Origin of the sequence: Micromonospora sp. B006, assembly GCF_003408515.1 — a bacterium.
Lineage (GTDB): Bacteria > Actinomycetota > Actinomycetes > Mycobacteriales > Micromonosporaceae > Micromonospora > Micromonospora echinospora_A.
In genome coordinates, this window is sequence record NZ_CP030865.1 from 1,398,841 (window position 1) to 1,421,288 (window position 22,448).

The following is a 22,448-nucleotide window of genomic DNA, read 5'->3' on the forward strand; positions in this document are numbered from 1 at the left end:
GCCTAGGCTCGCGCAGATGTCGACACCATCACTCGAACGCGGCGTGCTGCTTCTGGCCCGAGGTGACGAGCTTCTGGTGGACCGGGTCGCCGGAGTCGCCGACGAGACGTCCGGCCGACGCTGCACCCCGGCGACGCGATTCCAGATCGCCTCGATCAGCAAGCAGATGGCGGCCGTGGCGGTGCTGCTGCTCGCCGAGCGGGGAGCGTTGAGCCTGTCCGACCCGGTCGTACGCCGGCTGCCCGGCACGCCGCCGCAGTGGTCCGGCATCACGCTGCACCACCTGCTCACCCACACGTCCGGCCTCGGCCACTGGGAGGACTACCCGGCGATCGACCTGCACGGGCCGGCCGAGCCGGACGAACTGCTCGACCGGTTCGCGGCGCTGCCGCCGTTGTTCCGGCCCGGGGCGGGATGGCACTACAGCAGCCCCGGCTACGTGCTGCTGGCCCGCACCGTCGAGCGGGCGGCCGACCGGCCGTACGCCGAGTTCCTCGCCGAGGAGGTCTTCGCGCCGCTGGGCATGACTGGCAGCTTCGCCGGTTCCGGCGACGGGCGGCCGGACGTGGCGGTCGGGCACGAGGGCGGCCGTGCGGTGCCGTCCTGGGACCTGGCGACGGTGAGCATGGGCGCGGGTGACGTCTGGTGCACCGGGGCGGACCTGCTCACCTGGCTGGACGTACCGCGCCGGGGCCGGCTGCTCGCCCCGGCCTCGGTGGCGGCGATGACCGCGCCGCACGCGCCCACCGGCCGGCCCGACGAGGCGTACGGCTACGGGTTCTTCGTCGGCCCGCTCGCCGGCCGGCGGGCGCTGCACCACTCCGGGGACAACGGTGGCTACAAGGCGTTCGCCGCCTGGCTGCCCGACTCCGACGAGCGGCTCGTCCTGCTGACCAACCAGGCCGAGGTCGACCCGGTCGCGGTCACGTCGGTGCTCGACACGGTCTGACCGCGCCGGGCCCGTGCCGGCCCGCGGCACACACACGGCGAGGGCGCGCCGACCGGTCGTCGACGCGCCCTCGGGTGCGGATCAGGCGGTGAAGCGGATCCGGCGGCGACGAGCCGTCACGAACAGCACCGCGCCGGCGGCGAGCAGCAGCGCGGCGCCGCCCGCGATGGCGCCCGCGGCGGGGCCGGTGACCGGCAGGCCGCCACCCTGGCCGGAGCAGTCGTCCGGCTGGGCGTACGGGATGGTCTCGGCGTCCTCGACCACGTCGTACTTCACGGTGACCTTGAGGCCCGGGTAGGCGTCGAACTCGACCGAGCTGGTCTTGCCGGGCTCGGACGCGAGCGTCCGGGTGACGCCCTTCTCGGTGGTCAGCGTGGCGGTGAACGGCGCGCCCGCCGCCGGGTTCTCCACCACGAACGTCATCGAGTCGCAGTCCTGGTCGAGCTTGAAGATCGGCTCTGCCGGCGCGGGCGGAGAGCTGGGCGGGGTGGACGGGCTCGGCGGGACGGACGCCGACGGCGTCGGGGTGGTGGTCCGCGGCGGCGTGCTCGGCGAGGGGGTGGCGCTCGGCGGCGTGCTGGGCGACGGCGACGGGCTCGGCGTCGCGCAGTCGCGGGCCGGGCGGGCCGTCACGGTCCGCTCGCCCTCGTGCGACTTGCGGCCCCGGTCCCAGTGCGCCCCGACGGTGAGCTTCAGCTCCGGGACCGGGCCGGAGAACGTGTGGGTCTGGGTGCCGGTGAGCGTGCCCTTCCCGGCCGGCTTCAGCTCGGCGCCGACCGCCAGGTCCCCGTCGACCGGGCCGGGCACTGTGGACACGAGCTTGGTGATGCGGCCGGAGATGTCGGTCTCGCTGCTGGTCACGGACCAGGTGACGGTGACCGCGCCGTTCGGGGTGGCGCAGTAGCTGCCGGACGGCTCGGGGTGGTGGGCGGCGGCCGGGCCGGCGACGGTGGCGACGCCCGCGAGGCCGAGCAGCGTGCCGGCGGTGAGGACGGCGGCACGCCGGAGGTGGAGACGATTCACGCCTGCTCCTGACGAGGGGGAGGATGGGAGAGACCCGGGCGGAGGGACCGGAGCCACGCGTCCGCTCGGCAATCGGGCCAGACCCTAGCGAGATCGACAGCGCGGGCGTTACCGAGATCGACGGGTCGTAAAGGGTCCGTTATGAATTCGAGATCATTGATGTACGTCGAGTCACCCGGCGTCGCCTCCGGGTGCTCGATCCACCCCGGCGCGCCCGTCGCGTAGCGTCGTGGCATGCGCAGGGAGCGACGGTGACCCGGATCGTGGCCGGCACGCTCGGCGGACGGCGGATCGCCGCGCCGCCCGGCGCGGGCACCCGGCCCACCTCGGACCGGGTCCGGGAGGCGCTGTTCAGCGCCGTCCAGGCCGATCTCGACCTGGACGGGGCCCGCTTCGCCGACTTGTACGCCGGTTCCGGCGCGGTCGGCCTGGAGGCGCTGTCCCGGGGCGCGGCGCACGTGCTGCTCGTCGAGTCCGACGCGCGGGCCGCCCGGGTCGTCCGGGAGAACATCGCCGCGCTCCGGGCCGCCCCCGCCGCGCGCCTGGTCACCGGCAAGGTCGCCACCGTGCTGGCCGCCGGTCCGGCCGACGGGCCGTACGACGTGGTCTTCGCCGATCCGCCGTACGCGGTGCCGGACGCCGAGATCACCGCGATGCTGGCGGCGCTGGTCGACGGCGGCTGGCTCGCCCCGGACGCCCTCGTGATCGTCGAGCGGTCCAGCCGATCCGGACCGGTCACGTGGGTGGAAGGTGTCACTCCGGAGCGCAGCAGACGTTACGGCGAGACCACTCTTTGGTACGGTCGCCGATCATGAGACGTGCGGTCTGCCCCGGCTCGTTCGACCCGGTCACCAACGGTCACCTCGACATCATCGGCCGGGCCAGCCGGCTGTTCGACGAGGTGATCGTCGGGGTGCTGATCAACCAGTCGAAGCAGGGCCTGTTCACGGTCGAGGAGCGGATCGACATGCTCCACGAGGTCACCGCCTCGTACGACAACGTCCGGGTGGAGTCGTTCCGCGGCCTGCTCGTCGACTTCTGCCGCGCCCAGCAGGCGAGTGTGCTGATCAAGGGCCTGCGCGCGGTGAGCGACTTCGACTACGAGTTGCAGATGGCCCAGATGAACATCGGCCTGGCCGGCGTGGAGACGCTGTTCATGCCGACCAACCCGCTCTACTCGTTCATCTCGTCCAGCCTGATCAAGGACGTGGCGAAGTGGGGCGGCGACATCTCCGCCCACGTCCCCGACCTGGTCCGAGAGCAGCTGACCACCCGCCTCCGCCCCTGACCCACCCGGAGTGGGCGGCGACGGCGGCCGGGGGCGACGCGCCGGGTGGGGCGGGTGGGGCGTCGGTGGCTCGGGCGCGACATGATGTGTGCAGCGCCGAAGCCGGGCGCAGGCCGCATCATGGAGGGCGGCCGACGAAGACAGGAGTGAGGTACCGGTGGACCCGCTCGATCGCATCGATGAACTGATCGCCATGGTGGAGCAGGCCCGCTCCGTCCCGATGTCGCGCAACAACTGCATGGTCGACCGGGGCGAGATGATCGCCGTGCTCGACGAGTTGCGCGCGGAGCTTCCCGCCGACCTGCGCCGCGCCGCCGCGCTGCTGGAGGAGCGGGACAAGATCATGGAGGCCGGTAAGCGCGAGGCCGACCGGATCATCAGCGAGGGTGAGGCGGAACACGCCCGGCTGGTCTCGGTCAACGAGATCACCGTCTCGGCCGAGCACGAGGGCGCGCGGATCATCGCCGAGGCGCGGGCCGAGGCGCAGCGCCTCCGCGAGGAGGTGGACGACTACGTCGACACCGCGCTGGCGAACTTCGAGCAGTTCCTCACCCGGGCGCTCGCCTCGATAGAGCGCGGCCGGGACAAGATGCACGCGCTGCGCGAGATCGGCACCTTCGCCGGGGACGAGGCGGACCGCCCGCTACCCTTCTGAGCGGCGCACGGGCCGGTCGCCGACAGCCGGCTGCCGCCGAGCCGGAGGTCCGCCCCCGGTTCGACGGTCCGCCGCCTGGCAGGTAACCTTCTTTGTCGGCCTCTCATCGGCCGGAGTCTGACTATGCCCAAACACTCGCCAAGCACACTCGACCCCAGGTCGCCGCTGGTCCTCGACACGAGGGAACTGCCGCGCCGACCTGGCGCGTTGCGTACGCACAAGCGGGTCGTGCCGGCACCGGCGGACCTCGGCGGGGAGTTGATCGGCGTGCCGGAGGGCGCGGACCTCGACCTCGACCTGAGGTTGGAGTCGGTGTCCGAGGGCGTGCTCGTCTCCGGGACCGTCACCGGTCCCGTCAAGGGCGAGTGCGGGCGCTGCCTGCGCGAGATCGACGACTCGTTGGCCGTGACGATCCAGGAGCTGTACGCGTACGAGAACAGCACCACGGACGACACGGCCGATGAGGACGAGGTGGGCCGGATGCAGGGCGATCTGATCGACCTGGAGCCGGCGTTGCGGGACGCGGTGGTGCTGGCGCTGCCGACCAACCCGCTCTGCCGGGAGGACTGCCCAGGGCTGTGCCCCGACTGCGGGGTGCACTGGGACGATCTGCCGGCCGATCACAGCCATCAGCAGGTCGACCCGCGTTGGGCGAGCCTGACGCAACTGACCCGTACAGAGGAGTAAGAACCGTGGCCGTCCCCAAGCGCAAGATGTCGCGCAGCAACACCCGCGCCCGCCGGGCGAACTGGAAGGCCTCGGTGGTGGCGACCGTGGCCTGCCCGCAGTGCAAGTCGGCCAAGCTGCCGCACGCCGCCTGCTCCGTCTGCGGCACCTACAACGGCCGTCAGGTCCTCGAGGTCTGACGCGGCCGCCGAGTGACGTCCCCGACCACCGGTCGGGTGACGCGCGCACCAAGGCTCTCGCCCGGTGCCCCGGCTCCCTTCACCGCCGACCGGCTCCCGGCCGGCGGACCTGCGGAGCCGGGCACCGCGCGGATCGCCGTCGACCTCCTCGGCGGGGACGATGCTCCCGCCGTCGTGGTTGACGGCGCTCTGCGAGCGGTACGCACTGATCCCGCCCTGCACCTGATGCTCGTCGGCCCGATCGAGGTGGCCGACGAGCTGATCGGTGCGCTCGACCCGGCGCAGCGAACCCGGGTCACCGTCCGCCCGGTGCGGGCCGCCGTCGGCATGGCCGACCATCCCACCGCCGCGCGCGGCGAGAGCACGGTACGCGCGGCCGTGCAGGCCGTCCGCGACGGTCTCGCCGACGCCGTGGTCTCCGCCGGCTCGACCGGCGCCACAGTCACCGCCGCCGCGCTCGGCCTCGGGCGCTGGACCGGGATACGCCGGCCCGCTCTCGTCGCCACGCTGCCCGCCGTCGAAGGCCCGGTGGTGCTGCTGGACGTGGGCGGCACGCTCGAGTCCGGTCCCGCCACGCTGGCCCGGCACGGCGTCCTGGGCGCCGCCTACGCGGCCGTGGCGCACTTCGTCACCGCGCCCCGCGTCGGGCTGCTCTCCGTCGGCCACGAGACCGGCAAGGGCGACCGGCTGCGCCGGCACGCCGATCCCGCGCTCGCCGCCCTCGCGCTGCCCTGTGACGCGCGCTACGTCGGCCTGGTCGAGGGGTACGACATCTCCCTCGGCACCCGCGCCGACGTGGTGGTGACCGACGGCTTCACCGGCAACGTCCTGCTGAAGGCCATCGAGGGCGCGTACGCGATGGCCGGTGGCCCCCCGCCGAACGGCGGCGCGCCCCGCGCCGCCGCCCTGCTCGGGGTGGGCGGCACCGTGGTCGTCTGCCACGGCGCGGCCGGCTCCGAGGACGTCGCCTCGGGTATCGCCCTGGCCGCTCACCTCTGGCGCCGCGACGCCGCCGGGACGGTCCGTGCCCTGCTCGCCGACGTTCCGCACGAATCCGCACCTGACCGACACGACACCGAGGTAGCACCATGACCAACGACAAGCGGCGGCGTGCTCCCGTCGGCCACCTGGAGGCGGCCTTCGGAGTGTCGCTCGACCCGGAGCTGCTGGAACGCGCGCTGACCCACCGCTCGTACGCGTACGAGAACGGCGGCCTGCCCACGAACGAGCGGCTGGAGTTCCTGGGCGACTCGGTTCTCGGCGTGGTGATCACCACCGCGCTGTTCCACAACCACCCCGACCTGGCCGAGGGGCAGCTGGCGAAGCTGCGCGCGAGCGTGGTCAACATGCGCGCGCTGGCCGACGTGGCGCGTGGCCTCGGCCCGGACGGGCTGGGCGCATACCTGCTGCTGGGCAAGGGCGAGGAGGCCACCGGCGGACGGGACAAGGCGAGCATCCTGGCCGACACGCTGGAGGCGCTGCTGGGCGCGATCTACCTCCAGTACGGCCTGGACACCGCGGCCATCGTGATCCACCGGCTCTTCGACCCGCTGATGGCCGAGTCGGCGGGCCGGGGCGCGGCGCTGGACTGGAAGACCAGCCTCCAGGAGCTGACCGCCGCGCTGGGGCTCGGCGTGCCCGAGTACCGGATCGAGGGCACCGGGCCGGACCACCTGAAGACGTTCACCGCCTGGGTGGTGGTCGCCGGCAACCGCTACGGCGGCGCGGAGGGGCGCAGCAAGAAGGAAGCCGAGCAGCGCGCCGCCGAGTCGGCCTGGCGGACGATCACCGAGCGGGCCGAGGCCGAGGCCGAGGCGGCGGCCGGAGCGCGCGACGAAGCGGCGGGGCAGGACGAGGCGGCGGACGTCGAGGCGGGCGCCGGCCGTGCCTGAGCTGCCCGAGGTCGAGACCGTCCGGCAGGGGCTGGCCCAGTGGGTGATCGGGCGGCGGATCGCCGCCGTCGAGGTGCGACACCCCCGGGCGGTACGCCGGCACGCGCCGGGCGGCGCGCACTTCGCCGACGTGCTCGCCGGCCGGACGATCACCGGCGTACGCCGCCGGGGCAAGTACCTCTGGCTGCCGCTGGACAGCGGCGACGCGGTGATCGGCCACCTCGGCATGTCCGGCCAGCTGCTGTTGCAGCCGGTCGGCGCGGCCGACGAGCTGCACCTGCGGGTCCGGTTCCGGTTCGCCGACGACGGGCCGGAGCTGCGCTTCGTCGACCAGCGCACGTTCGGCGGGCTGTCCGTCTCCGAAGGCGGGGCGGAGTTGCCGGCCGAGATCGCGCACATCGCCCGCGACCCGATGGACCCGGAGTTCTCCGACGAGGCGTTCGTGGCGGCGCTGCGGCGCAAGCGTACGGAGATCAAACGGGCGCTGCTCGACCAGACGCTGATCTCCGGGGTGGGCAACATCTACGCCGACGAGGCACTGTGGCGGGCGAAGCTGCACGGCGTCCGCCCGACCGACGCGCTGACCCGCCCGGCCGCGCTGCGGCTGCTCGGGCACGTGCGGGACGTGCTCGCCGAGGCGATCAAGCAGGGCGGCACCAGCTTCGACGAGCTGTACGTGAACGTCAACGGCGAGAGCGGCTACTTCGACAGGTCGCTGAACGCGTACGGCCGGGAGGAGGAGCCCTGCCCGCGTTGCGGCGCGCCGATCCGGCGTGAGGCGTTCATGAACCGGTCCTCCTACAGTTGCCCGCGGTGTCAGCCGCGGCCCCGGGGCACCCTCCGGGGATGACCCCGAGCCGGTTCGGGGTTGCGCCGGTGTGCATCGCCGGGCGGTCCCCGGAGACGCGCCGGAGCGTACCCGGAGATGTCCTTTTGCGCCCGGTCGGCGCGGCCGGTTCCGGCCGCGCGGACCGCGTCCACGGGATCGGGGACGAGCGGGGGCCGTTCCCCGATGTCGGGTCCCCACCTGCTGCCTAGCGTCATCTGGGGTCGGCACAGGGCCGGCATCAGGAGGGTGGAACCCGGGACATGGGCAGGCGACCGGTGACCGTGCGGCTGGCACGGTGGAGTGCGGAGCATCCGTGGCGCGCGATCGCGTTGTGGGTGGTCTTCGTGGCGGTGTGTTTCGTCGGCGGCAGCGCCGCCGGGTTGAACGAGGCGACCGACGAGGATCAGGCGATCGGCGAGTTCGGACGGGCACAGCTGATCGTCGACAGTGGCGGGTTCGACCGGCCGGCAACCGAGAACGTGCTGATCACCGCCCGCTCGGGGACGCTCGACCAGACGGCGGCGAAGGCCGCGGCGCAGGACGCGGCGGACCGGCTGCGGCAGGTCGACGGCGTGGCCTCGATCGGTACGCCGATGCCGTCGCGCGACGGCAGCGCGTTGCTGCTGCCGATCACCATGTCGGGCGACCCGGGCACCGCCGGGGACCGGGTGCAGCCGCTGCGGGACACCACCGCGAAGGTGCAGGACGCGCACCCGCAACTGCGGGTGGAGCAGGTCGGCGGCCCGTCGATCGACAAGGCGCTCGACGACACGCTCGGCAAGGACTTCAAGCGCGCCGAACTGCTCAGCCTGCCGGTGACGCTGGCCATCCTGATCATCGCGTTCGGCGCGCTGATCGCCGCCGGGGTGCCGGTGCTGCTGGCGCTCTCCTCGGTGGCCGCCGCGATGGGACTCTCCACACTCGCCTCGCACCTGGTGCCGGCCACCGACACCACCGCCAGCGTCATCCTGCTGATCGGCATGGCGGTCGGGGTGGACTACTCGCTGTTCTACGTGCGGCGGGAGCGTGAGGAACGAGCGAAGGGCCGGTCCGGCCTGGACGCGGTGGAGATCGCGGCGGAGACCTCCGGGCACGCCGTGGTGGTCTCCGGCACCGCCGTGATCATCTCGATGGGCGGTCTGCTGCTCGCCCAGGACGCGATCTTCTCGTCTCTGGCCGTCGGCTCGATCCTGGTGGTGGCGGTCGCCGTGATCGGCTCGCTGACCGTGCTGCCGGCGCTGCTGGCGAAGCTGGGCCGCTGGGTCGACCGGCCCCGGGTGCCGCTGCTCTGGCGTCTCACCGCGCCGCGCGACGGTCGGCCCGCCCGGCCCCGGTTCTGGCCGGCGGTGCTCAAGCCCGCGCTGCGCGCGCCGGTGGCCACGCTGCTGATCTCGGTGGCGCTGCTGCTCGCGCTGGCCGCGCCCGCGCTCGGCATGAAGCTGAAGTTCCCCGGCCCGGAGGACGTGCCGCGCAACACCGCGGCCATGCAGGAGTACGACCGGCTCACCGCCGCCTTCCCGAGCAACGGCACCAGCCACACCGTCGCCGTGCGGGCGCCCGCCGAGCAGGCCGACCGGGTGCGGGCCGCGCTCACCGACCTGGCCGGCCGGACCGCCACGGACACGCTCTTCGCGCCAGCCGAGGCGGACGGCCCGGAGATCCGGGTGTCGGCGGACCGGCGGGTGTCGGTGCTGGAGGTGGCGACGCCGCACGCCAGCCGCTCCGACGAGGCGTCCCGGTCGCTGCACGAGCTGCGCGAGGACCTGGTCCCGGCCACGCTCGGCGGCATCCCGGGCGTGGAGTACGCGGTCGGCGGCGGCGTGGCCGCCAGCGAGGACTACGCCGCCCACATCTGGGCGAAGCTGCCGATCGTCGCCGCGTTCGTGCTGGCGCTGACGTTCCTGGTGATGGCGTGGACGTTCCGGTCGGTGGTGGTGGCGCTGACCTCGATCATGCTGAACCTGCTCTCCGCCGGCGCCGCGTACGGGCTGCTGGTGCTGGTCTTCCAGAGCACCTGGGCGGAAGGGCTGCTCGGCTTCACCTCGATGGACGCGATCGTCACCTGGCTGCCGCTGTTCCTGTTCGTGGTCCTCTTCGGACTGTCCATGGACTACCACGTCTTCGTGGTCAGCCGGATCCGCGAGGCGGTCGACCGGGGCATGCCCAACCGGGAGGCGGTGGCACACGGCATCACCTCCTCGGCCGGGGTGGTGACCAGCGCGGCGGTGGTGATGGTGGCGGTGTTCTCCATCTTCGCCACGCTCAGCATGATCGACTTCAAGCAGCTCGGCATCGGCCTGGCGGCGGCGATCCTGCTGGACGCCACGATCATCCGAGCGGTCGTGCTGCCCTCGGTGATGACGCTGCTGGGGGACGCGAACTGGTGGGCGCCGCGCTTCATGCGCCGCCGCACGGTCGTCGCCCCGGCGGTCGAGCCGCCGCCCGCCCCGGCGCCGGAGTTGGTCGGCGCCCGCTGAGCCCGATCGGACCCGCGCCGGCTCGTGCCGACCGCCGAGAAGGCATCCGTGTTCGCGCGGTATACCTGAGAGTCATAGTTCAGCGACGCCGCCACCGGCTGAGCTGTGCCCCGGCGCCCCCGTTCCCACCCGGGAGCGGGGGCGTCACGGCAGCACGCAGGGTTCCCGCCAGGCGTCCAGTTGCCGATCCTTGCGGATCGAGGCGAAGCCGTAGCCGACCGAGGTGACGCAGAAGTCCGCCGGCTCACCCGTGTACTCGACGTGGAAGACCGGCTTGCCGGCGTCGACGAACGGCAGCAGTTTCGCGCACTCGCGGTGGCGTACGCACTCCTGGTTGACCGCGAAGTCGAAGTCGGGCGCCAGCGCGGCCACCTGCGCCACGTCGTCGACCAGTCCGGGGGAGAGGCCGAGCTTGCGGGCCAGCCCGGCCAGCCGGCGGTTGAACAGCAACTGGTCGTCGAAGTCCAGCGGGAAACCGGAGCGGTACCGGTAGCCGTCCGCGTCGGCCAGCGCCACCGCGCCGAAGCCCTTGCCCCGGCACAGCCGGAACCGGTCGGCCAGCACCGGTGACAGCGCGTCCCAGCGCCGTACGTCCAGGAAGCGGCTCCCCGGCCGCCCGGGCACTGCCGAGCCGCGTACGGCGGCGGGGAAGCGGGTGGCGTCCGGATCGTCGGCGGCGTACGTGCCGACCCGGACGTGGCAGACCAACCGGCGGCCCTGCTCGCGCAGCGCGGCGGTCTCGGTCGAGGTGGTCGCCACCGGGTCGAGGAGGAAGACGTCGGCGTCGACGGTGACGTCCACCGGGGTGGCGAGCTGCCACTGCCACCGCCACCTGTCGGCCTGCGCGACCGGCCACGGCGTGGGCGCGCCGGGCGGCGTGATCGGCCGCCGGCAGGCCGGCGCCGGGGCGAGCAGCAGAGCGGTCAGCGCGAGCGCCACGCCCCGGCGCGGGCCACGTCGGCGGACGCGGGCCGGCCGGGCGCGCGGCACGGCCCACCCCGGCCGGATCCGCATCGACGACTCCCCGGACGCGGGCGGCCCGACGCCGCCCCCGACCGGTCAACGAGCGCCGGGCCCGTCACGACGCGCGGTCAGCGCGGCGTGCCGAAGACCTGCGTCCAGTACGGCCCGTTGCTGCGCGCCAGACCCATTCCGATCTGGGTGTACCCGCAGTTGAGGATGTTCTTCCGGTGCCCGTCGGATTTCATCCAGCCGTCCATCACCTCGGCCGCGCTCTGGTAGCCCCAGGCGACGTTCTCGCCCACCATGCTCCAGCTGTAGCCGGCGCGCTCCACCCGGTTCTTGGGCTCGCTGCCGTCGCTGCCGTTGTGGTCCATCTTCTTGTGGTCGGCCTGGTCCTGGCTGTGCCGCTGGGCGGCCAGGTTCAGCTTGGCGTTCACGGTCAGCGCCTTGCAGCCGGCCTTCGCCCGCTCCTGGTTCACCAGCGTGACGACCTTCTGGAGTTCCGCGCTCAGCGCGGTCGTGGCGGTGGCCTTGGTGGCCCCGGTGCCGCCGCCGCTCGGGGCGCTGCTGCGCTCCTGCTGCCGCGACGGCGCGGTGCTGCGGCTCGGCTTCGGGGTGGCCTTCTTCGACGGGCTCGGCGCGGCGGTGGTCGGTGCGGCCGACGGGCTGCCCGACTCGGCAGCGAGCGCCTCCGCGGGGCCGTCCCCGGCATCCTCGGGAGCCTGCGGTGCGGCGGCCACCGGGGCGTCGGCGGAGGACCGCTTCGTGCCCTGGTCGTCGCCGGGCAGCAGGACCGCGCCCACGCCGAGACTCACCACGAGCGTCGCCGCGGCGGCGGCCCCGCCGATCACGAGCGGCCGGGACAGGCGCCGCTTGCGGGGTCGCGGCTCGTCGGCCGGGATGTCGCTCGCCGGCTGCCAGGTCGCGGCGGGCTGCTCCCAGCCGCCGGCCGGCTGCTCGTGGCCGTGCCACGCGGGCTCCTGGCCGTGCCACGCGGCCGTGGGCTGCTCGTGGCCGGTCCTGGCCGGCCCCTGGGCGTGCCAGGCATCGGCGGGCTGCTCCTGGCCATGCCAGGCATTGGCGGGCTGCTCCTGGCCGGGCCAGGCGGCGGTGGGCTGTTCCTCGCCGTTCCACCGGTCGCGGGGCGGCGGGTAGGAGCCGGCGGGCTCGGGGTCGTAACCGGCCGGGCCGTAGCCGGCGGGCGGCTGCTGCGCTCCGTCTCCGAAGAGGTACGACGACCGCGGCTCGGGCCGGTCGGTGAGCCACGCCGGACCCTCGTCGGTCGGCTGCTCGGGGCGCCGGGCGGTGCCCTCCGGGTCGATCGGGTCGTTCCAGCGGTACACGCCTGTCCCCTTCACGGGTTGGTTGCGGGCCGGGGTGACGCTACGGGCGCGCTCGGAGCTGCAGCAACGTGGCTAAGGAAGAGTTAAGGCGAAGCAGCCGCCGGGAGTGAGGCGTTCACACATTTCCGGCGTACAGTAAAGGCGTCCGGACAGAGCGTGTCCGCGCCTTGTGGCAGCCCCCCGGTGAGTGGCCCGGCCGACGTGGAGATGATCTACGGCCTTGGTCAACTTGACGAAGCAGGGGGTTTCGGCTCAATATAGTGGTGTCGCCAGTCGCGCCCAGCCATGCCCCGATGCAGTGGGAATGGTAGCCGCGAACATCATGGGCGCGCGTTGGCCGGCCTTTCCGGCAGCGCACATCAAGGAGTTCAGCATGGCGAAGGCCCTCTACGGCCACGTAAGTGCAGCGCCCGACCGGCGCCTGCTCGACGAGGTCACCCGTCTGCGTGCCAGGGTTCAGGCACTGGAGTTCGAGATCACGCGTCTGCGTGCCGACAACGATCGGCTTGCGGCGGCAGCGGCGGAGGCCGACGACCTCCTCCGTCTGGCCGAGCCCGCGCTGACCTGATCTCCAGTCGCCGGAAAACTGAATCGCACCACACCGAAAAGCGCGCCGACACTCAAGTGCCGGCGCGCAGCCATGTGCGTACCCCTTTTCGTGGTTCCCGCCGTAATTCTCGATCTTGCGAAACCGCCCGGAATTGCGCCCGGTAATTGTGATCATGCATTTCCGTTCCCCCCACGACGGCCGGGCGGAAAACGGACACCGCGGGCGTCGGGTGGGTCGCGTCGCGGCGGCGTCGCGGTCCCGGGTTAGTCTGCGGGTTCACCAGGTCCGCGCAGCCGGCGACGGTACGGCGGCCACCGGACGAGGATCGAGAAGGTGCATCTCAAGAGCCTGACGGTGAAGGGCTTCAAGTCCTTCGCCTCCGCCACGACGTTGAAGCTGGAGCCCGGGATCACCTGCGTGGTGGGCCCGAACGGCTCCGGCAAGTCCAACGTCGTCGACGCCATCGCCTGGGTACTCGGCGAGCAGGGCGCCAAGGCGCTGCGCGGCGGCAAGATGGAGGACGTCATCTTCGCCGGCACCGCCGGACGCGCGCCGCTGGGCCGGGCCGAGGTCACCCTCACCATCGACAACACCGACGGCGCGCTGCCGATCGAGTACACCGAGGTCTCCATCACCCGCCGGATGTTCCGCTCCGGCGAGAGCGAGTACGAGATCAACGGCGACTCCTGCCGCCTGCTCGACATCCAGGAGCTGCTCTCCGACTCGGGCATCGGCCGCGAGATGCACATCATCGTCGGGCAGGGCCGGCTCGACGGCATGCTGCACGCCAAGCCGGAGGACCGGCGGGCGTTCATCGAGGAGGCGGCCGGCGTCCTCAAGCACCGCAAGCGCAAGGAAAAGGCGCTGCGGAAGCTCGACGCGATGCAGACCAACCTCAACCGCCTGACCGACCTCACCGCCGAGCTGCGCCGCCAGCTCAAACCGCTGGGCCGGCAGGCCGAGGTGGCCCGCCGCGCCGCCGCCATCCAGGCCAACCTGCGCGACGCCCGGCTGCGGCTGCTCGCCGACGACCTGCACACGCTGCGGACCACACTGGACAAGGAGATCGCCGACGAGACGGCGCTGCGGGAGCGGCGCGAGGTGATCGAGGCCGAGCACGGCGAGGTGCAGGGCCGCCTCGGCGAGCTGGAGGCGGCGCTGGCCGAGGACGCGCCGCTGCTGGCGGCGGCGCAGGACACCTGGTACCGCCTCTCCGCGCTCCAGGAACGGTTCCGCTCGATCGAGCAACTGGCCCGGGAACGGCTGCGTCACCTCAGCGCAGCCGGCGACGACGAGCGCCCCGGCCGCGACCCGGAACAGCTGGAGGCGGAGTCGCGGCGGGTCCGTGAGCAGGAGGAGGAGCTGCGCGCCGCGCTCACCGAGGACCAGATCCGGCTGGCCGAGGCGGTCGAGCACCGGCAGGAGCTGGAACGGCAGCTCGCCGCCGCCGAGCGGGAACTGGTCGCCGCCGCCAAGGCGATCGCCGACCGGCGCGAAGGGCTGGCCCGCCTGACCGGCCAGGTGAACTCCGCCCGGGCGCGGACCACCAGCGCCGGCGAGGAGATCGAACGGCTCGCCGCCGCGCACGCCGACGCGATGGGCCGGGCCGAGAAGGCGCAGGCCGACGTGGACGCGGTCGCCGAGCAGTCGACCGAGGCCGACCGGGACAACGCCGACCTGGACGCCCGGCACGACGAGGCGGTGGCCGTACACGAGCGGGCCCAGGCGGCGGTGCGCAGCCTGACCGACGGGGAGCGCGCCGCGGAGAAGGACGCCGCCACCTGGAAGGCCCGCGAGGAGGCGCTCGCGATGGGCCTGCGCCGCAAGGACGGCGCAGGTGAGCTGCTGGCCCGCGCCGACCAGGTGCCCGGCCTGCTCGGCAGCCTCGCCGGGCTGCTCACCGACGCCCCCGGCGACGAGGCGGCGCTCGCCGCCGCGCTGGGCGGGCTCGCCGACGCGGTGGCCGTCACCGGCGTGGACGAAGCGGTCGAGGCGATGCGGCTGCTCAAGATCTCCGACGCCGGCCGGGCCGGGCTGCTGGTCGGCAGCCCCGCCGGGCCGGGCATGGACGGCTCCGCGGACGCCCTGCGCCCGAAACTGCCCGAGGGCGCGCGCTGGGCGCCCGACCTGGTGGAGTGCTCGGCCGCGATCCGGCCGGCCGTGCACCGGGCGCTGCGCGACGTCGCGCTCGTCGACGACCTGGCCGCCGCGTCCGCGCTCGTCGCCGCGAACCCGGAGCTGCGCGCGGTCACCCCAGACGGCGACGTGGTCGGTGCCTGGGCGGCGGCGGGCGGGTCGGCGAAGGCGCCCAGCTTCATCGAGGTGCAGGCCGCCGTCGAGGAGGCGCGGGCGAACCGCGCCACCGCCGAGCGGACCGCCGCCGAGCTGCGGGAACAGCTCGCCGAGGCGCGCGCCGAGGTGGCTGCCGCCAAGGAGGCCGTGCAGCACGCCGCCGCCGCCAAGCGGGAGGCGGAGAGCCACCGCAACGCCGCCGCGCGCCGCCTCGCCGAACTGGGCGCGGCCGCCCGGTCGGCGAAGGCGGAGACCGACCGGCTCGGCGAGTCCCGGGCACGCGCCGAGGCGGCCCGGGAACGGGACCTCGCGGCACTGGCCGAGCTGGAGGAACGGCTGCGCCTGGCCGAGGCCACCCCGCTCGACGCCGAACCGTCCACCGAGGAACGCGACCAGCTCGCCGCCATGGTGCCGCAGGCACGGCAGAACGAGATGGAGGTCCGGCTCGCGGTGCGTACCGCCGAGGAGCGGGTGGCCTCGATCGCCGGACGTGCCGACTCGCTGGCCCGGCAGGCCACCGCCGAACGCGCGGCGCGGGAGCGCGCCGCCGCCCGGCGCGCGGCCCGCGCCCGCGGCGCCCAGATCGCCCGGGCCGTGGTCGGCGGCGCCCGGGAGGCGCTCACCCGGCTCACCGTCTCGATCGCCCGGGCCGAGGAGCACCGCGACGCCGTCGCCCGCGAGCGCGCCGCCCGCGAGGCCGAGTTGTCCGAGGTACGCGGCGCGGCCAAGCGCCTCGCCGCCGAGCTGGAACGGCTCACCAGCCAGGTGCACCGCGACGAGGTGGCCCGCGCGGAGCAGCGGATGCGCATCGAGCAGCTGGAGGCCAAGGCCGCCGAGGACTTCGGCCTGGACGTGGCCACGCTCGTCGCCGAGTACGGCCCGGACCGGCTCGTCCCGCCCACCGACGCGGACGTGGCGCTGGCCGAGAAGGACGGCCGGCCGGTGCCGGACCCGGTGCGCTACGAGCGGCCGGTGCAGGAGAAGCGGGCCGCCAAGGCGGAACGGGAACTGGCCCTGCTGGGCAAGGTGAACCCGCTCGCGCTGGAGGAGTTCGCCGCGCTGGAGGAGCGCTTCAAGTTCCTCTCCGAGCAGCTGGAGGATCTCAAGGCCACCCGGCGTGACCTGCTCACCGTGGTCAAGGACGTGGACGACCGGATCCTGGAGGTCTTCGCCAGCGCGTTCGAAGACACCGCGCGGGAGTTCGAGCAGGTCTTCACGGTGCTGTTCCCCGGCGGCGAGGGCCGGCTCGTGCTCACCGACCCGGAGGACCTGCTCACCACCGGCGTCGAGGTCGAGGCCCGGCCGCCGGGGAAGAAGATCAAGCGGCTCTCGCTGCTCTCCGGCGGCGAGCGGTCGCTGACCGCCGTGGCGATGCTCGTGGCGATCTTCCGCGCCCGGCCCAGCCCGTTCTACATCATGGACGAGGTGGAGGCGGCGCTCGACGACGTGAACCTGGGCCGCCTGATCACGCTGCTGGCACAGTTGCGGGAGAAGAGCCAGCTGATCGTGATCACGCACCAGAAGCGGACCATGGAGATCGCCGACGCGCTGTACGGGGTGACCATGCGGGCCGGCGTGACCCAGGTGATCAGCCAGCGGCTCAACCGGGCCGACGACGAGGAACAGGTGACGAGCGAGTGAGTCGGGAACGCGCCACGGCGCTCCTGGTGGACTTCGACGGCGTGCTGCGCCGCTGGGATCCGGCGGTGGCCGCCGGCGTCGAGCGGGAGTACGGGCTGACCGAGGGTGTCCTCGGTGAGATCGCGATGTCCTGGGGACTGCTCCAGCCGGTGCTGACCGGCCAGGTCAGCCACGCCCAGTGGATGGTGAGCGTGGCCGACGCGCTGACCCCCGCGGTCGGCGCGGACCGGGCCCGTGCGGCGGTCCAGGAGTGGCAGAGCTACCGCGGCGAGGTGGACCCGGACGTGCTGGCGTTCATCCGCGAGGTGCGGGCGGGCGGCATCCGGGTCGGGCTGGGGACCAACGCCACCGACCTGCTCGACGCCGACCTGGCCGCGCTGGGCCTGACCGAGGAACTGGACGTGATCGTCAACTCCTCTGTCGTCGGAGTGCACAAGCCGGCGAAGGAGTACTTCCAGGCCGCCTGCGAGGCGCTGGGGACGCCCCCGGCCCGGGTGCTGTTCGTCGACGACGAGGACCGCGCGGTGGCCGGGGCCCGGGTGGCCGGGCTGTCCGCCCACCGCTGGAGCGGCCCGGCCGACCTGCGCTACCTGCGGGCGGCGCTGGCGTACTGATCCGGCTCAGGTGCCGGTGACGCCGTCGATGCGTTCCCGGATCAGATCGGCGTGGCCGTTGTGCCGGGCGTACTCCTCGATCATGTGGACGTACACCCAGCGCAGGCTGATCTCGTGCGTGGTGTCGCCCCGGCGGTGGCGGAACGTGTGCTCCAGCGGCAGGCCGGCCACCGCTGCCTGGGCCGCCTCGATCTCGGCGCGCAGCGTGGCGAACGCCTCGGCCGGGTCGGCGTCGGCGATGTCGTTGAGGTCCGCGTCCGGGTCGGCGTCGTAGTCGTAGAGGTCGGGCAGTTCCTGGCCGGTGGCGCGGACGCGGAACCACCAGCGCTCCACGTCGGCCATGTGCCGGACCAGGCCGAGCAGCGTCAGCCCGGAGGGCTCCACGCTGCGGGTACGCAGTTGCTCGGCGGTCAGCCCGGCGCACTTGTGCACCAGCGTGTCGCGATGGTGGTCGAGCCAGCCTTCGAGCATGGTGCGCTCGTCGGCGACGTAGGGCTCGTGGCGGCGGTCGATCTCAGGCACGGTCCAGGTCATGGGCGCAGATGTTAAGAGGGGTCCCCTGTACAACGCGAGGCGTTAACAGGGGGCCCTTCCTTTCAGGGCACCACGACGACGGGCCAGCGGCCGGTGCGGACCAGCCGGGTGGCGACCGAGCCGACCAGCTTGTGCCCGGCCTGCTCGGAGGAGCCGACCACGACCATGTCGGCGCGGTGCTCGTCGGCGGCCCGGCACAGCTCGGTGTAGGCGTCGCCGCGCCGGCACAGGAACGTCACCGGCAGGTCCAGTTCCTCGGCCCCGCGCCGGCACTCGTCGCGCAGCTCGGCGGCCAGCTCGTCGTGGGTCTGCTGGAGCGCGCCGGCCACCACGCCGGAGAGCATCGCGCTGTACGTGGCCGCCGCGCTGACGAACACCGCCACCAGCGCGGCGCCCTGGCGGCGGGCCAGGGCGGCGGCGTAGGCGGCGGCACGCATCGAGGTGCGGCTGCCGTCCACGCCGACGAGCACCACCCGCGGCCCGTCCGTACCCCGCTCGTAGGGCGACGGCCGGGTCTGCGGGCCGTACCGCTCACGTTCCGCGGCGTCCATCGTCAGTCCCCCGCTCCGGCCGGGACCGCCTCGGCCGTCTCCCGCGCGGCGGGGACCGGCTCGGCGTTGGAGCGGCGCAGCGGCACCTCCCGGATGAGGACCACAGCGACCAGGGCGAGCAGCCCGAACGGGGCGGCGGCCAGGAAGATGTCACCGGCGGCGTGCCCGTACGCGGACTCGACGACGGTCCGGATCGGGCCGGGGAGCGTGTGCACGTCCGGCAGGCCGCCGCCACCCGAGCCGGTGGCGGGGATGCCCAGCCGGCTCAGGCCGTCGGCCAGGTAACCGGTGACCCGGTGCCCGAGCACCGCGCCGAGCGCGCTCACGCCGATCGCGCCGCCGAGGCTGCGGAAGAAGGACACCACCGAGCTTGCCGCGCCGAGTTCGTCCGGACGGACCGTGTTCTGCACGGCGAGCACCAGGTTCTGCATGGACATGCCGACGCCGAGACCGATGAGCGCCATGAACACGGCGAGGTGCCAGTACGGCGTGTCCGCCCGCATGGTGCCCATCAGCGCGAAGCCGGCGGTGAGCAGCACCGAGCCGATGACCAGCCAGCTCTTCCAGCGGCCGGTGGCGGTGATGATCCGGCCGACCACCGTCGAGGAGACCAGCAGGCCGCCGATCATGGGAAGCGTCATCAGGCCGGACATGGTGGGGCTGGCGCCGCGGCTGATCTGGAAGTACTGCCCGAGGAACACCGAGGCGCCGAACATGCCGACGCCGACCGCGATGCTGGCGATGACGGCGAGCGTGATGGTGCGGTTGCGGAACAGGTGCGGCGGGATCATCGGGTCGGCGGCACGCTTCTCGACCCGGACGGCGAGCGCGCCGAGCAGCGCGGCGCCGGTCACCATCGCACCGCTGGTCCAGGAGATCCAGTCGTACTTGTCACCGGCCAGGGTGATCCAGACCAGCAGCAGCGACACGGCGGCGGTGATGAGCGTGGCGCCCCACCAGTCGATCTTCACGTCGCGCTTGACCACCGGCAGCCGCAGCGTCCGCTGGAGCACGATCAGGGCGAGCACGGCGAACGGCACGCCGACGTAGAAGCACCAGCGCCAGCCGAGCCAGGAGGTGTCCACGATCACGCCGCCGATCAGCGGGCCGCCGATCGTGCCGACGGCCATGACGGCGCCGAGGTAGCCGCTGTACCGGCCGCGCTCACGCGGGGCGATCATCGTCGCCATGATCACCTGGGCGAGGGCGGTGAGGCCGCCCGCGCCGACGCCCTGCACCACCCGGCAGGCGATCAGCTCGCCGGTGGTCTGGGCCTGCCCGGCGAGCACCGAGCCCAGCACGAATACCACCAGGGAGATCTGGACCAGCAGCTTCTTGCTGAACAGGTCGGAGAGCTTGCCCCAGATGGGCGTGGTCGCTGTGGTCGCCAGCAGCGTCGAGGTGACCACCCAGGTGTACGCGGACTGGCCGCCGCGCAGGTCCGTGATGATCCGCGGCAGCGCGTTGGAGACGACCGTGGAGGAGAGGATCGCGACGAACATGCCCAGCAGCAGGCCGGAGAGCGCCTCCAGGATCTGCCGGTGGGACATGTCGACGGCGGTCGCCCGGGCGGGCGCAGTCGCCTGAGTCATCGTGGATTGCCTCCGGAACGGGGGAGAAATGTTGCCTCGGGCAACCGTAGGGTGTGGTTGCCTAAAGCAACAACTTGTGGCGGGGCGGCTTTGTTCCGGAACGGGCCCTGTCAGAACGACTCGTTGAAGCGGTGCATCAGCCGGGCGAGGTCCGCCACATCCTCTTTCGGCCAGCTCTCCAGCGAACGCCTTATTTGTCCGAGTCGGGCCGCGCGAGCCGCGTCAAACCGCCGGGTGCCCTCCTCGGTCAGGCTGAGCTGGGCCGCCCGCCGGTCGGTGGGGTCCGGGTCCCGGCGTACCAGGCCCAGCGCCTCCAGCCCGCCGATCTGCCGGCTCAGCGTGCCCTTGCCGATGCCCAGCTTGACGGCCAGGTCGGTGAGCCGGGTCGACCCCGACCGCCGCAGCCAGAGCAGCAGGCCGTACGCGTTGGGCTCCAGGTTCGGATGGACCTCGCGGGCGATCTCCCAGGACAGCGCCCGGCCGCGGCGCAGCAGCGCGGTCAACTCGTGCTCCACGGCGCGCAGCGTCTCGTCCACGCTCAGAGGGTACTCAGTCGCCCTCGCTGAGTTGCTGTTGCGCCACCGGTCGCAGTTCGCCGTCGCTGGTCGTGCCCTCGATCACCACGGCGGCCCGACGGCCCTGGTGGGTGAGCGTGGCCACGGCGTTGCCGAAATAGGGCCCGGCCAGCTTCCGCCAGCGCACCGGCGGGCGGCGTACCCCGGCCGAACGCGCCAGCGCCCGGGTCGCCCCGGCCGGCCCCGGATTCCAGCCCAGCGTCATCAGCGGGCGCATGCCGGCCGGCACCTGGTTGTGGATCGGCGAGCAGGTGAGCTGGTGCACCGGCGTGCGGACGTCACGGTCGGCGAACCGGGCCCGCGCCACGTACGAGTGGTGCACGTCGCCGGAGAGCACGCTGATCGACGCCGGTCGCGCGTACGCCGGCCCGGCGCCCACCCGCGCCCCGGTGCGCGGCGCGGTGCCGCTGCCCAGCCGCGCGAACAGCTCGCCCAGCGCCTCGAACGAGCGCCGGAACGCCGCCCAGTGCTCCAGGTCCAGGCCCCGGCGGATCTGCTCGGAGATCCGGGCCACCCAGGGCCGGCTGGAGTCGGCCAGGCGCTCGTTCCACGCCTCGACGTGATGGATGCCGGGCGGCAGCAGCCACGGCAGCGAGCTGCCCACCACCAGGTGGTCGTACTCGCCGTGCGCCTGGTCGAGGAACCACGACCACTCGCCCGGCGGCAGCATCGCCCGGCTGCCGGGCAGGAGCACCCGGCTGGAGCGGTTGTCCAGCATCACCAGGCGGGTGCGGCCCAGGTCCAGCGCGTAGCTCCACTGGTACTGCACGGCCCGCCAGCGCTCGGTGTCGTGCGCCAGGTCGGCTTCCTTGTCGACCCGCTCGCCGAACTCGTGCAGCACGCCGGTGGCGTCCTCGGCGGCCATCACCTTCGCGTACACCGGGTCGGCGGCGATCTCGTCCGGGCTCAGGTTGCCCAGGTGCTGGTAGACCCAGTAGGAGGCGAGGCCGCTGCGGATCCGCTCGGCCCACCACGGCTGCTCGCGCATGTCCGCGCGCCACGACTGCGAGGTGTTCCAGTCGTCGATCACCTCGTGGTCGTCGAAGATCATCACGCTCGGCACGGTGGCGAGCAGCCAGCGGATCTCCGGGTCGCGCCACGACTCCAGATAGAGCTTCGTGTACTCGTCGAAGCTGACCACCTGCGTCGCCGGGGCGTCCTTCGGCCGCTTGCGGCGACGCTTGAGCAGCCGCCGCACGGTCGGCGAGGTCTCGTCCGCGTACACCTGGTCGCCGAGCAGCACCAGCAGGTCGGGCAGCACGGCCTGCTCGGGCGCGGCCATCACCCGCCGGGCGTACGCGTCCAGCGCGTCCGGCGGCAGCTTGCGCGCGGTGGAGTGCTGGGTGGTCTCCCGGCAGGAGCCGAACAGCAGCCGCACCGGCTGGTCGGCGTCGTCGAGCGCGCGCGTCCGGATCACGCTGGGCGGGAACGACGAGTCCGGCAGCGGCCAGGCCACCTCGCCGTCGATCAGCACCTCGTACGTCGTGGCGCTGTCGGGGGTGAGCCCGGTCACCACGACGATCGCGTAGTGGTGGTCGTACGCGGAGAAGGTGGGCGCGCTGCCGGTGGCGCCGTCGGCGGTGCGGACGGTGACCACGGCGGGCGAGCTGGTCTCCACCCAGACGGTCGCCCGCGTGTCGACGACCCGGCGCAGCAGCGGGCCGATGAGCAGGCGGGAACCGGGCACGACGCACCTCCGTCAAGATCGTTTCGGCTGTTCCCTACCCGGCCGGCGGTTGCGGTACGCCTTCCGGTGCGAGCGTACCCGCAGGTTGTTCGCGTGCCGAGGCGGTGAGTGGGACGCCGTCGCCGGC

At 73.4% G+C, this 22,448-nt stretch carries 21 protein-coding genes; 13 read left to right on the plus strand and 8 right to left on the minus strand.

Annotated features, from left to right (window positions below; genetic code table 11):
• Positions 1-16: 16 nt before the first annotated feature.
• A complete protein-coding gene (locus tag MicB006_RS06805) occupies positions 17-949 on the plus strand; it encodes a serine hydrolase (protein ID WP_116504618.1) in 933 nt (310 codons plus the stop codon).
• Between the two features lie 81 nt (positions 950-1,030).
• Here the strand turns inward: MicB006_RS06805 and MicB006_RS06810 are convergent, their stop codons facing one another.
• Positions 1,031-1,972: a cell wall anchor protein gene (locus MicB006_RS06810; protein ID WP_116504620.1), complete on the minus strand. Its 942-nt coding sequence runs from the start codon at positions 1,970-1,972 to the stop codon at positions 1,031-1,033.
• A 251-nt stretch (positions 1,973-2,223) separates the two neighbouring features.
• Here MicB006_RS06810 and rsmD point away from each other — a divergent pair, with 251 nt between their 5' ends.
• The 9 genes from rsmD to MicB006_RS06855 all read left to right on the plus strand — a co-directional run bounded on the left by rsmD (position 2,224) and on the right by MicB006_RS06855 (position 9,979).
• Positions 2,224-2,787, plus strand: coding sequence for a 16S rRNA (guanine(966)-N(2))-methyltransferase RsmD (gene rsmD, locus MicB006_RS06815; RefSeq protein WP_073830396.1), 564 nt, complete (start codon positions 2,224-2,226; stop codon positions 2,785-2,787).
• The gene (gene coaD, locus MicB006_RS06820) at positions 2,784-3,260 is read left to right on the plus strand and encodes a pantetheine-phosphate adenylyltransferase (RefSeq protein ID WP_073830395.1); all 477 of its coding nucleotides are present in this window, start codon (positions 2,784-2,786) and stop codon (positions 3,258-3,260) included. The genes rsmD and coaD overlap by 4 nt, the downstream gene beginning before the upstream one ends.
• 157 nt (positions 3,261-3,417) lie before the next feature.
• Complete coding sequence (locus MicB006_RS06825; RefSeq protein WP_073830394.1) at positions 3,418-3,915, plus strand: hypothetical protein; 498 nt, start codon at positions 3,418-3,420, stop codon at positions 3,913-3,915.
• Between the two features lie 123 nt (positions 3,916-4,038).
• Positions 4,039-4,602 carry a DUF177 domain-containing protein gene (locus tag MicB006_RS06830; RefSeq protein ID WP_073830393.1) on the plus strand — a complete coding sequence of 188 codons (564 nt, stop codon included), beginning with the start codon at positions 4,039-4,041 and terminating at the stop codon, positions 4,600-4,602.
• 5 nt (positions 4,603-4,607) lie between these two features.
• A complete protein-coding gene (gene rpmF / locus MicB006_RS06835; RefSeq protein WP_073830392.1) occupies positions 4,608-4,781 on the plus strand; it encodes a 50S ribosomal protein L32 in 174 nt (57 codons plus the stop codon).
• Between the two features lie 132 nt (positions 4,782-4,913).
• Positions 4,914-5,873 carry a phosphate acyltransferase PlsX gene (locus MicB006_RS06840; protein WP_192900265.1) on the plus strand — a complete coding sequence of 320 codons (960 nt, stop codon included), beginning with the start codon at positions 4,914-4,916 and terminating at the stop codon, positions 5,871-5,873.
• On the plus strand, positions 5,870-6,673 hold the full coding sequence (gene rnc / locus MicB006_RS06845; RefSeq protein ID WP_073830391.1) for a ribonuclease III: 804 nt from the start codon (positions 5,870-5,872) through the stop codon (positions 6,671-6,673). The genes MicB006_RS06840 and rnc overlap by 4 nt, the downstream gene beginning before the upstream one ends.
• Complete coding sequence (gene mutM / locus MicB006_RS06850; RefSeq protein WP_116504622.1) at positions 6,666-7,523, plus strand: bifunctional DNA-formamidopyrimidine glycosylase/DNA-(apurinic or apyrimidinic site) lyase; 858 nt, start codon at positions 6,666-6,668, stop codon at positions 7,521-7,523. The genes rnc and mutM overlap by 8 nt, the downstream gene beginning before the upstream one ends.
• 239 nt (positions 7,524-7,762) lie before the next feature.
• On the plus strand, positions 7,763-9,979 hold the full coding sequence (locus MicB006_RS06855) for an MMPL family transporter (RefSeq protein WP_116504624.1): 2,217 nt from the start codon (positions 7,763-7,765) through the stop codon (positions 9,977-9,979).
• 144 nt (positions 9,980-10,123) lie between these two features.
• Here MicB006_RS06855 and MicB006_RS06860 read toward each other — a convergent pair whose 3' ends face one another.
• Both MicB006_RS06860 and MicB006_RS06865 read right to left on the minus strand, forming a co-directional pair.
• Positions 10,124-10,993: an endo alpha-1,4 polygalactosaminidase gene (locus MicB006_RS06860; protein ID WP_116504626.1), complete on the minus strand. Its 870-nt coding sequence runs from the start codon at positions 10,991-10,993 to the stop codon at positions 10,124-10,126.
• Between the two features lie 77 nt (positions 10,994-11,070).
• Positions 11,071-12,285, minus strand: a complete 1,215-nt coding sequence (locus MicB006_RS06865; protein ID WP_116504628.1) for a CAP domain-containing protein — start codon at positions 12,283-12,285, stop codon at positions 11,071-11,073.
• A gap of 373 nt (positions 12,286-12,658) precedes the next feature.
• Here MicB006_RS06865 and MicB006_RS06870 point away from each other — a divergent pair, with 373 nt between their 5' ends.
• From MicB006_RS06870 to MicB006_RS06880, 3 genes are all read left to right on the plus strand, one after another.
• Positions 12,659-12,853 (plus strand): hypothetical protein, encoded by a 195-nt coding sequence (locus MicB006_RS06870; protein ID WP_013284566.1) that lies wholly within the window; start codon positions 12,659-12,661, stop codon positions 12,851-12,853.
• Positions 12,854-13,168: 315 nt separating this feature from the next.
• Positions 13,169-16,768 carry a chromosome segregation protein SMC gene (gene smc / locus MicB006_RS06875; RefSeq protein ID WP_116504630.1) on the plus strand — a complete coding sequence of 1,200 codons (3,600 nt, stop codon included), beginning with the start codon at positions 13,169-13,171 and terminating at the stop codon, positions 16,766-16,768.
• Positions 16,765-17,382: an HAD family hydrolase gene (locus MicB006_RS06880; RefSeq protein WP_116504631.1), complete on the plus strand. Its 618-nt coding sequence runs from the start codon at positions 16,765-16,767 to the stop codon at positions 17,380-17,382. The genes smc and MicB006_RS06880 overlap by 4 nt, the downstream gene beginning before the upstream one ends.
• A gap of 6 nt (positions 17,383-17,388) precedes the next feature.
• On the opposite strand, the gene MicB006_RS06885 is transcribed toward MicB006_RS06880, so the two are convergent.
• The 5 genes from MicB006_RS06885 to MicB006_RS06905 form a co-directional block, all read right to left on the minus strand.
• Entirely contained in the window at positions 17,389-17,916 is a 528-nt protein-coding gene (locus MicB006_RS06885) for a DinB family protein (protein WP_116504632.1), read from the minus strand.
• 62 nt (positions 17,917-17,978) lie between these two features.
• Entirely contained in the window at positions 17,979-18,467 is a 489-nt protein-coding gene (locus MicB006_RS06890) for a universal stress protein (protein WP_116504634.1), read from the minus strand.
• 2 nt (positions 18,468-18,469) lie between these two features.
• A complete protein-coding gene (locus tag MicB006_RS06895; protein ID WP_116504635.1) occupies positions 18,470-20,059 on the minus strand; it encodes an MDR family MFS transporter in 1,590 nt (529 codons plus the stop codon).
• A 110-nt stretch (positions 20,060-20,169) separates the two neighbouring features.
• A complete protein-coding gene (locus MicB006_RS06900; RefSeq protein WP_073830382.1) occupies positions 20,170-20,595 on the minus strand; it encodes a MarR family winged helix-turn-helix transcriptional regulator in 426 nt (141 codons plus the stop codon).
• Between the two features lie 13 nt (positions 20,596-20,608).
• The gene (locus tag MicB006_RS06905) at positions 20,609-22,321 is read right to left on the minus strand and encodes an alkaline phosphatase D family protein (RefSeq protein ID WP_116504636.1); all 1,713 of its coding nucleotides are present in this window, start codon (positions 22,319-22,321) and stop codon (positions 20,609-20,611) included.
• Positions 22,322-22,448 lie beyond the last annotated feature (127 nt).

Bases quoted from the DNA above. Each gene is read 5' to 3' on its own strand.
- MicB006_RS06805 (WP_116504618.1), top strand. From the start codon at position 17: ATGTCGACACCATCACTCGAACGCGGCGTGCTGCTTCTGGCCCGAGGT.
- coaD (WP_073830395.1), top strand. From the start codon at position 2,784: ATGAGACGTGCGGTCTGCCCCGGCTCGTTCGACCCGGTCACCAACGGT.
- MicB006_RS06830 (WP_073830393.1), top strand. From the start codon at position 4,039: ATGCCCAAACACTCGCCAAGCACACTCGACCCCAGGTCGCCGCTGGTC.
- rnc (WP_073830391.1), top strand. From the start codon at position 5,870: ATGACCAACGACAAGCGGCGGCGTGCTCCCGTCGGCCACCTGGAGGCG.
- MicB006_RS06855 (WP_116504624.1), top strand. From the start codon at position 7,763: ATGGGCAGGCGACCGGTGACCGTGCGGCTGGCACGGTGGAGTGCGGAG.
- MicB006_RS06860 (WP_116504626.1), bottom strand. From the start codon at position 10,993: ATGCGGATCCGGCCGGGGTGGGCCGTGCCGCGCGCCCGGCCGGCCCGC.
- MicB006_RS06870 (WP_013284566.1), top strand. From the start codon at position 12,659: ATGGCGAAGGCCCTCTACGGCCACGTAAGTGCAGCGCCCGACCGGCGC.
- MicB006_RS06885 (WP_116504632.1), bottom strand. From the start codon at position 17,916: ATGACCTGGACCGTGCCTGAGATCGACCGCCGCCACGAGCCCTACGTC.
- MicB006_RS06890 (WP_116504634.1), bottom strand. From the start codon at position 18,467: ATGGACGCCGCGGAACGTGAGCGGTACGGCCCGCAGACCCGGCCGTCG.
- MicB006_RS06895 (WP_116504635.1), bottom strand. From the start codon at position 20,059: ATGACTCAGGCGACTGCGCCCGCCCGGGCGACCGCCGTCGACATGTCC.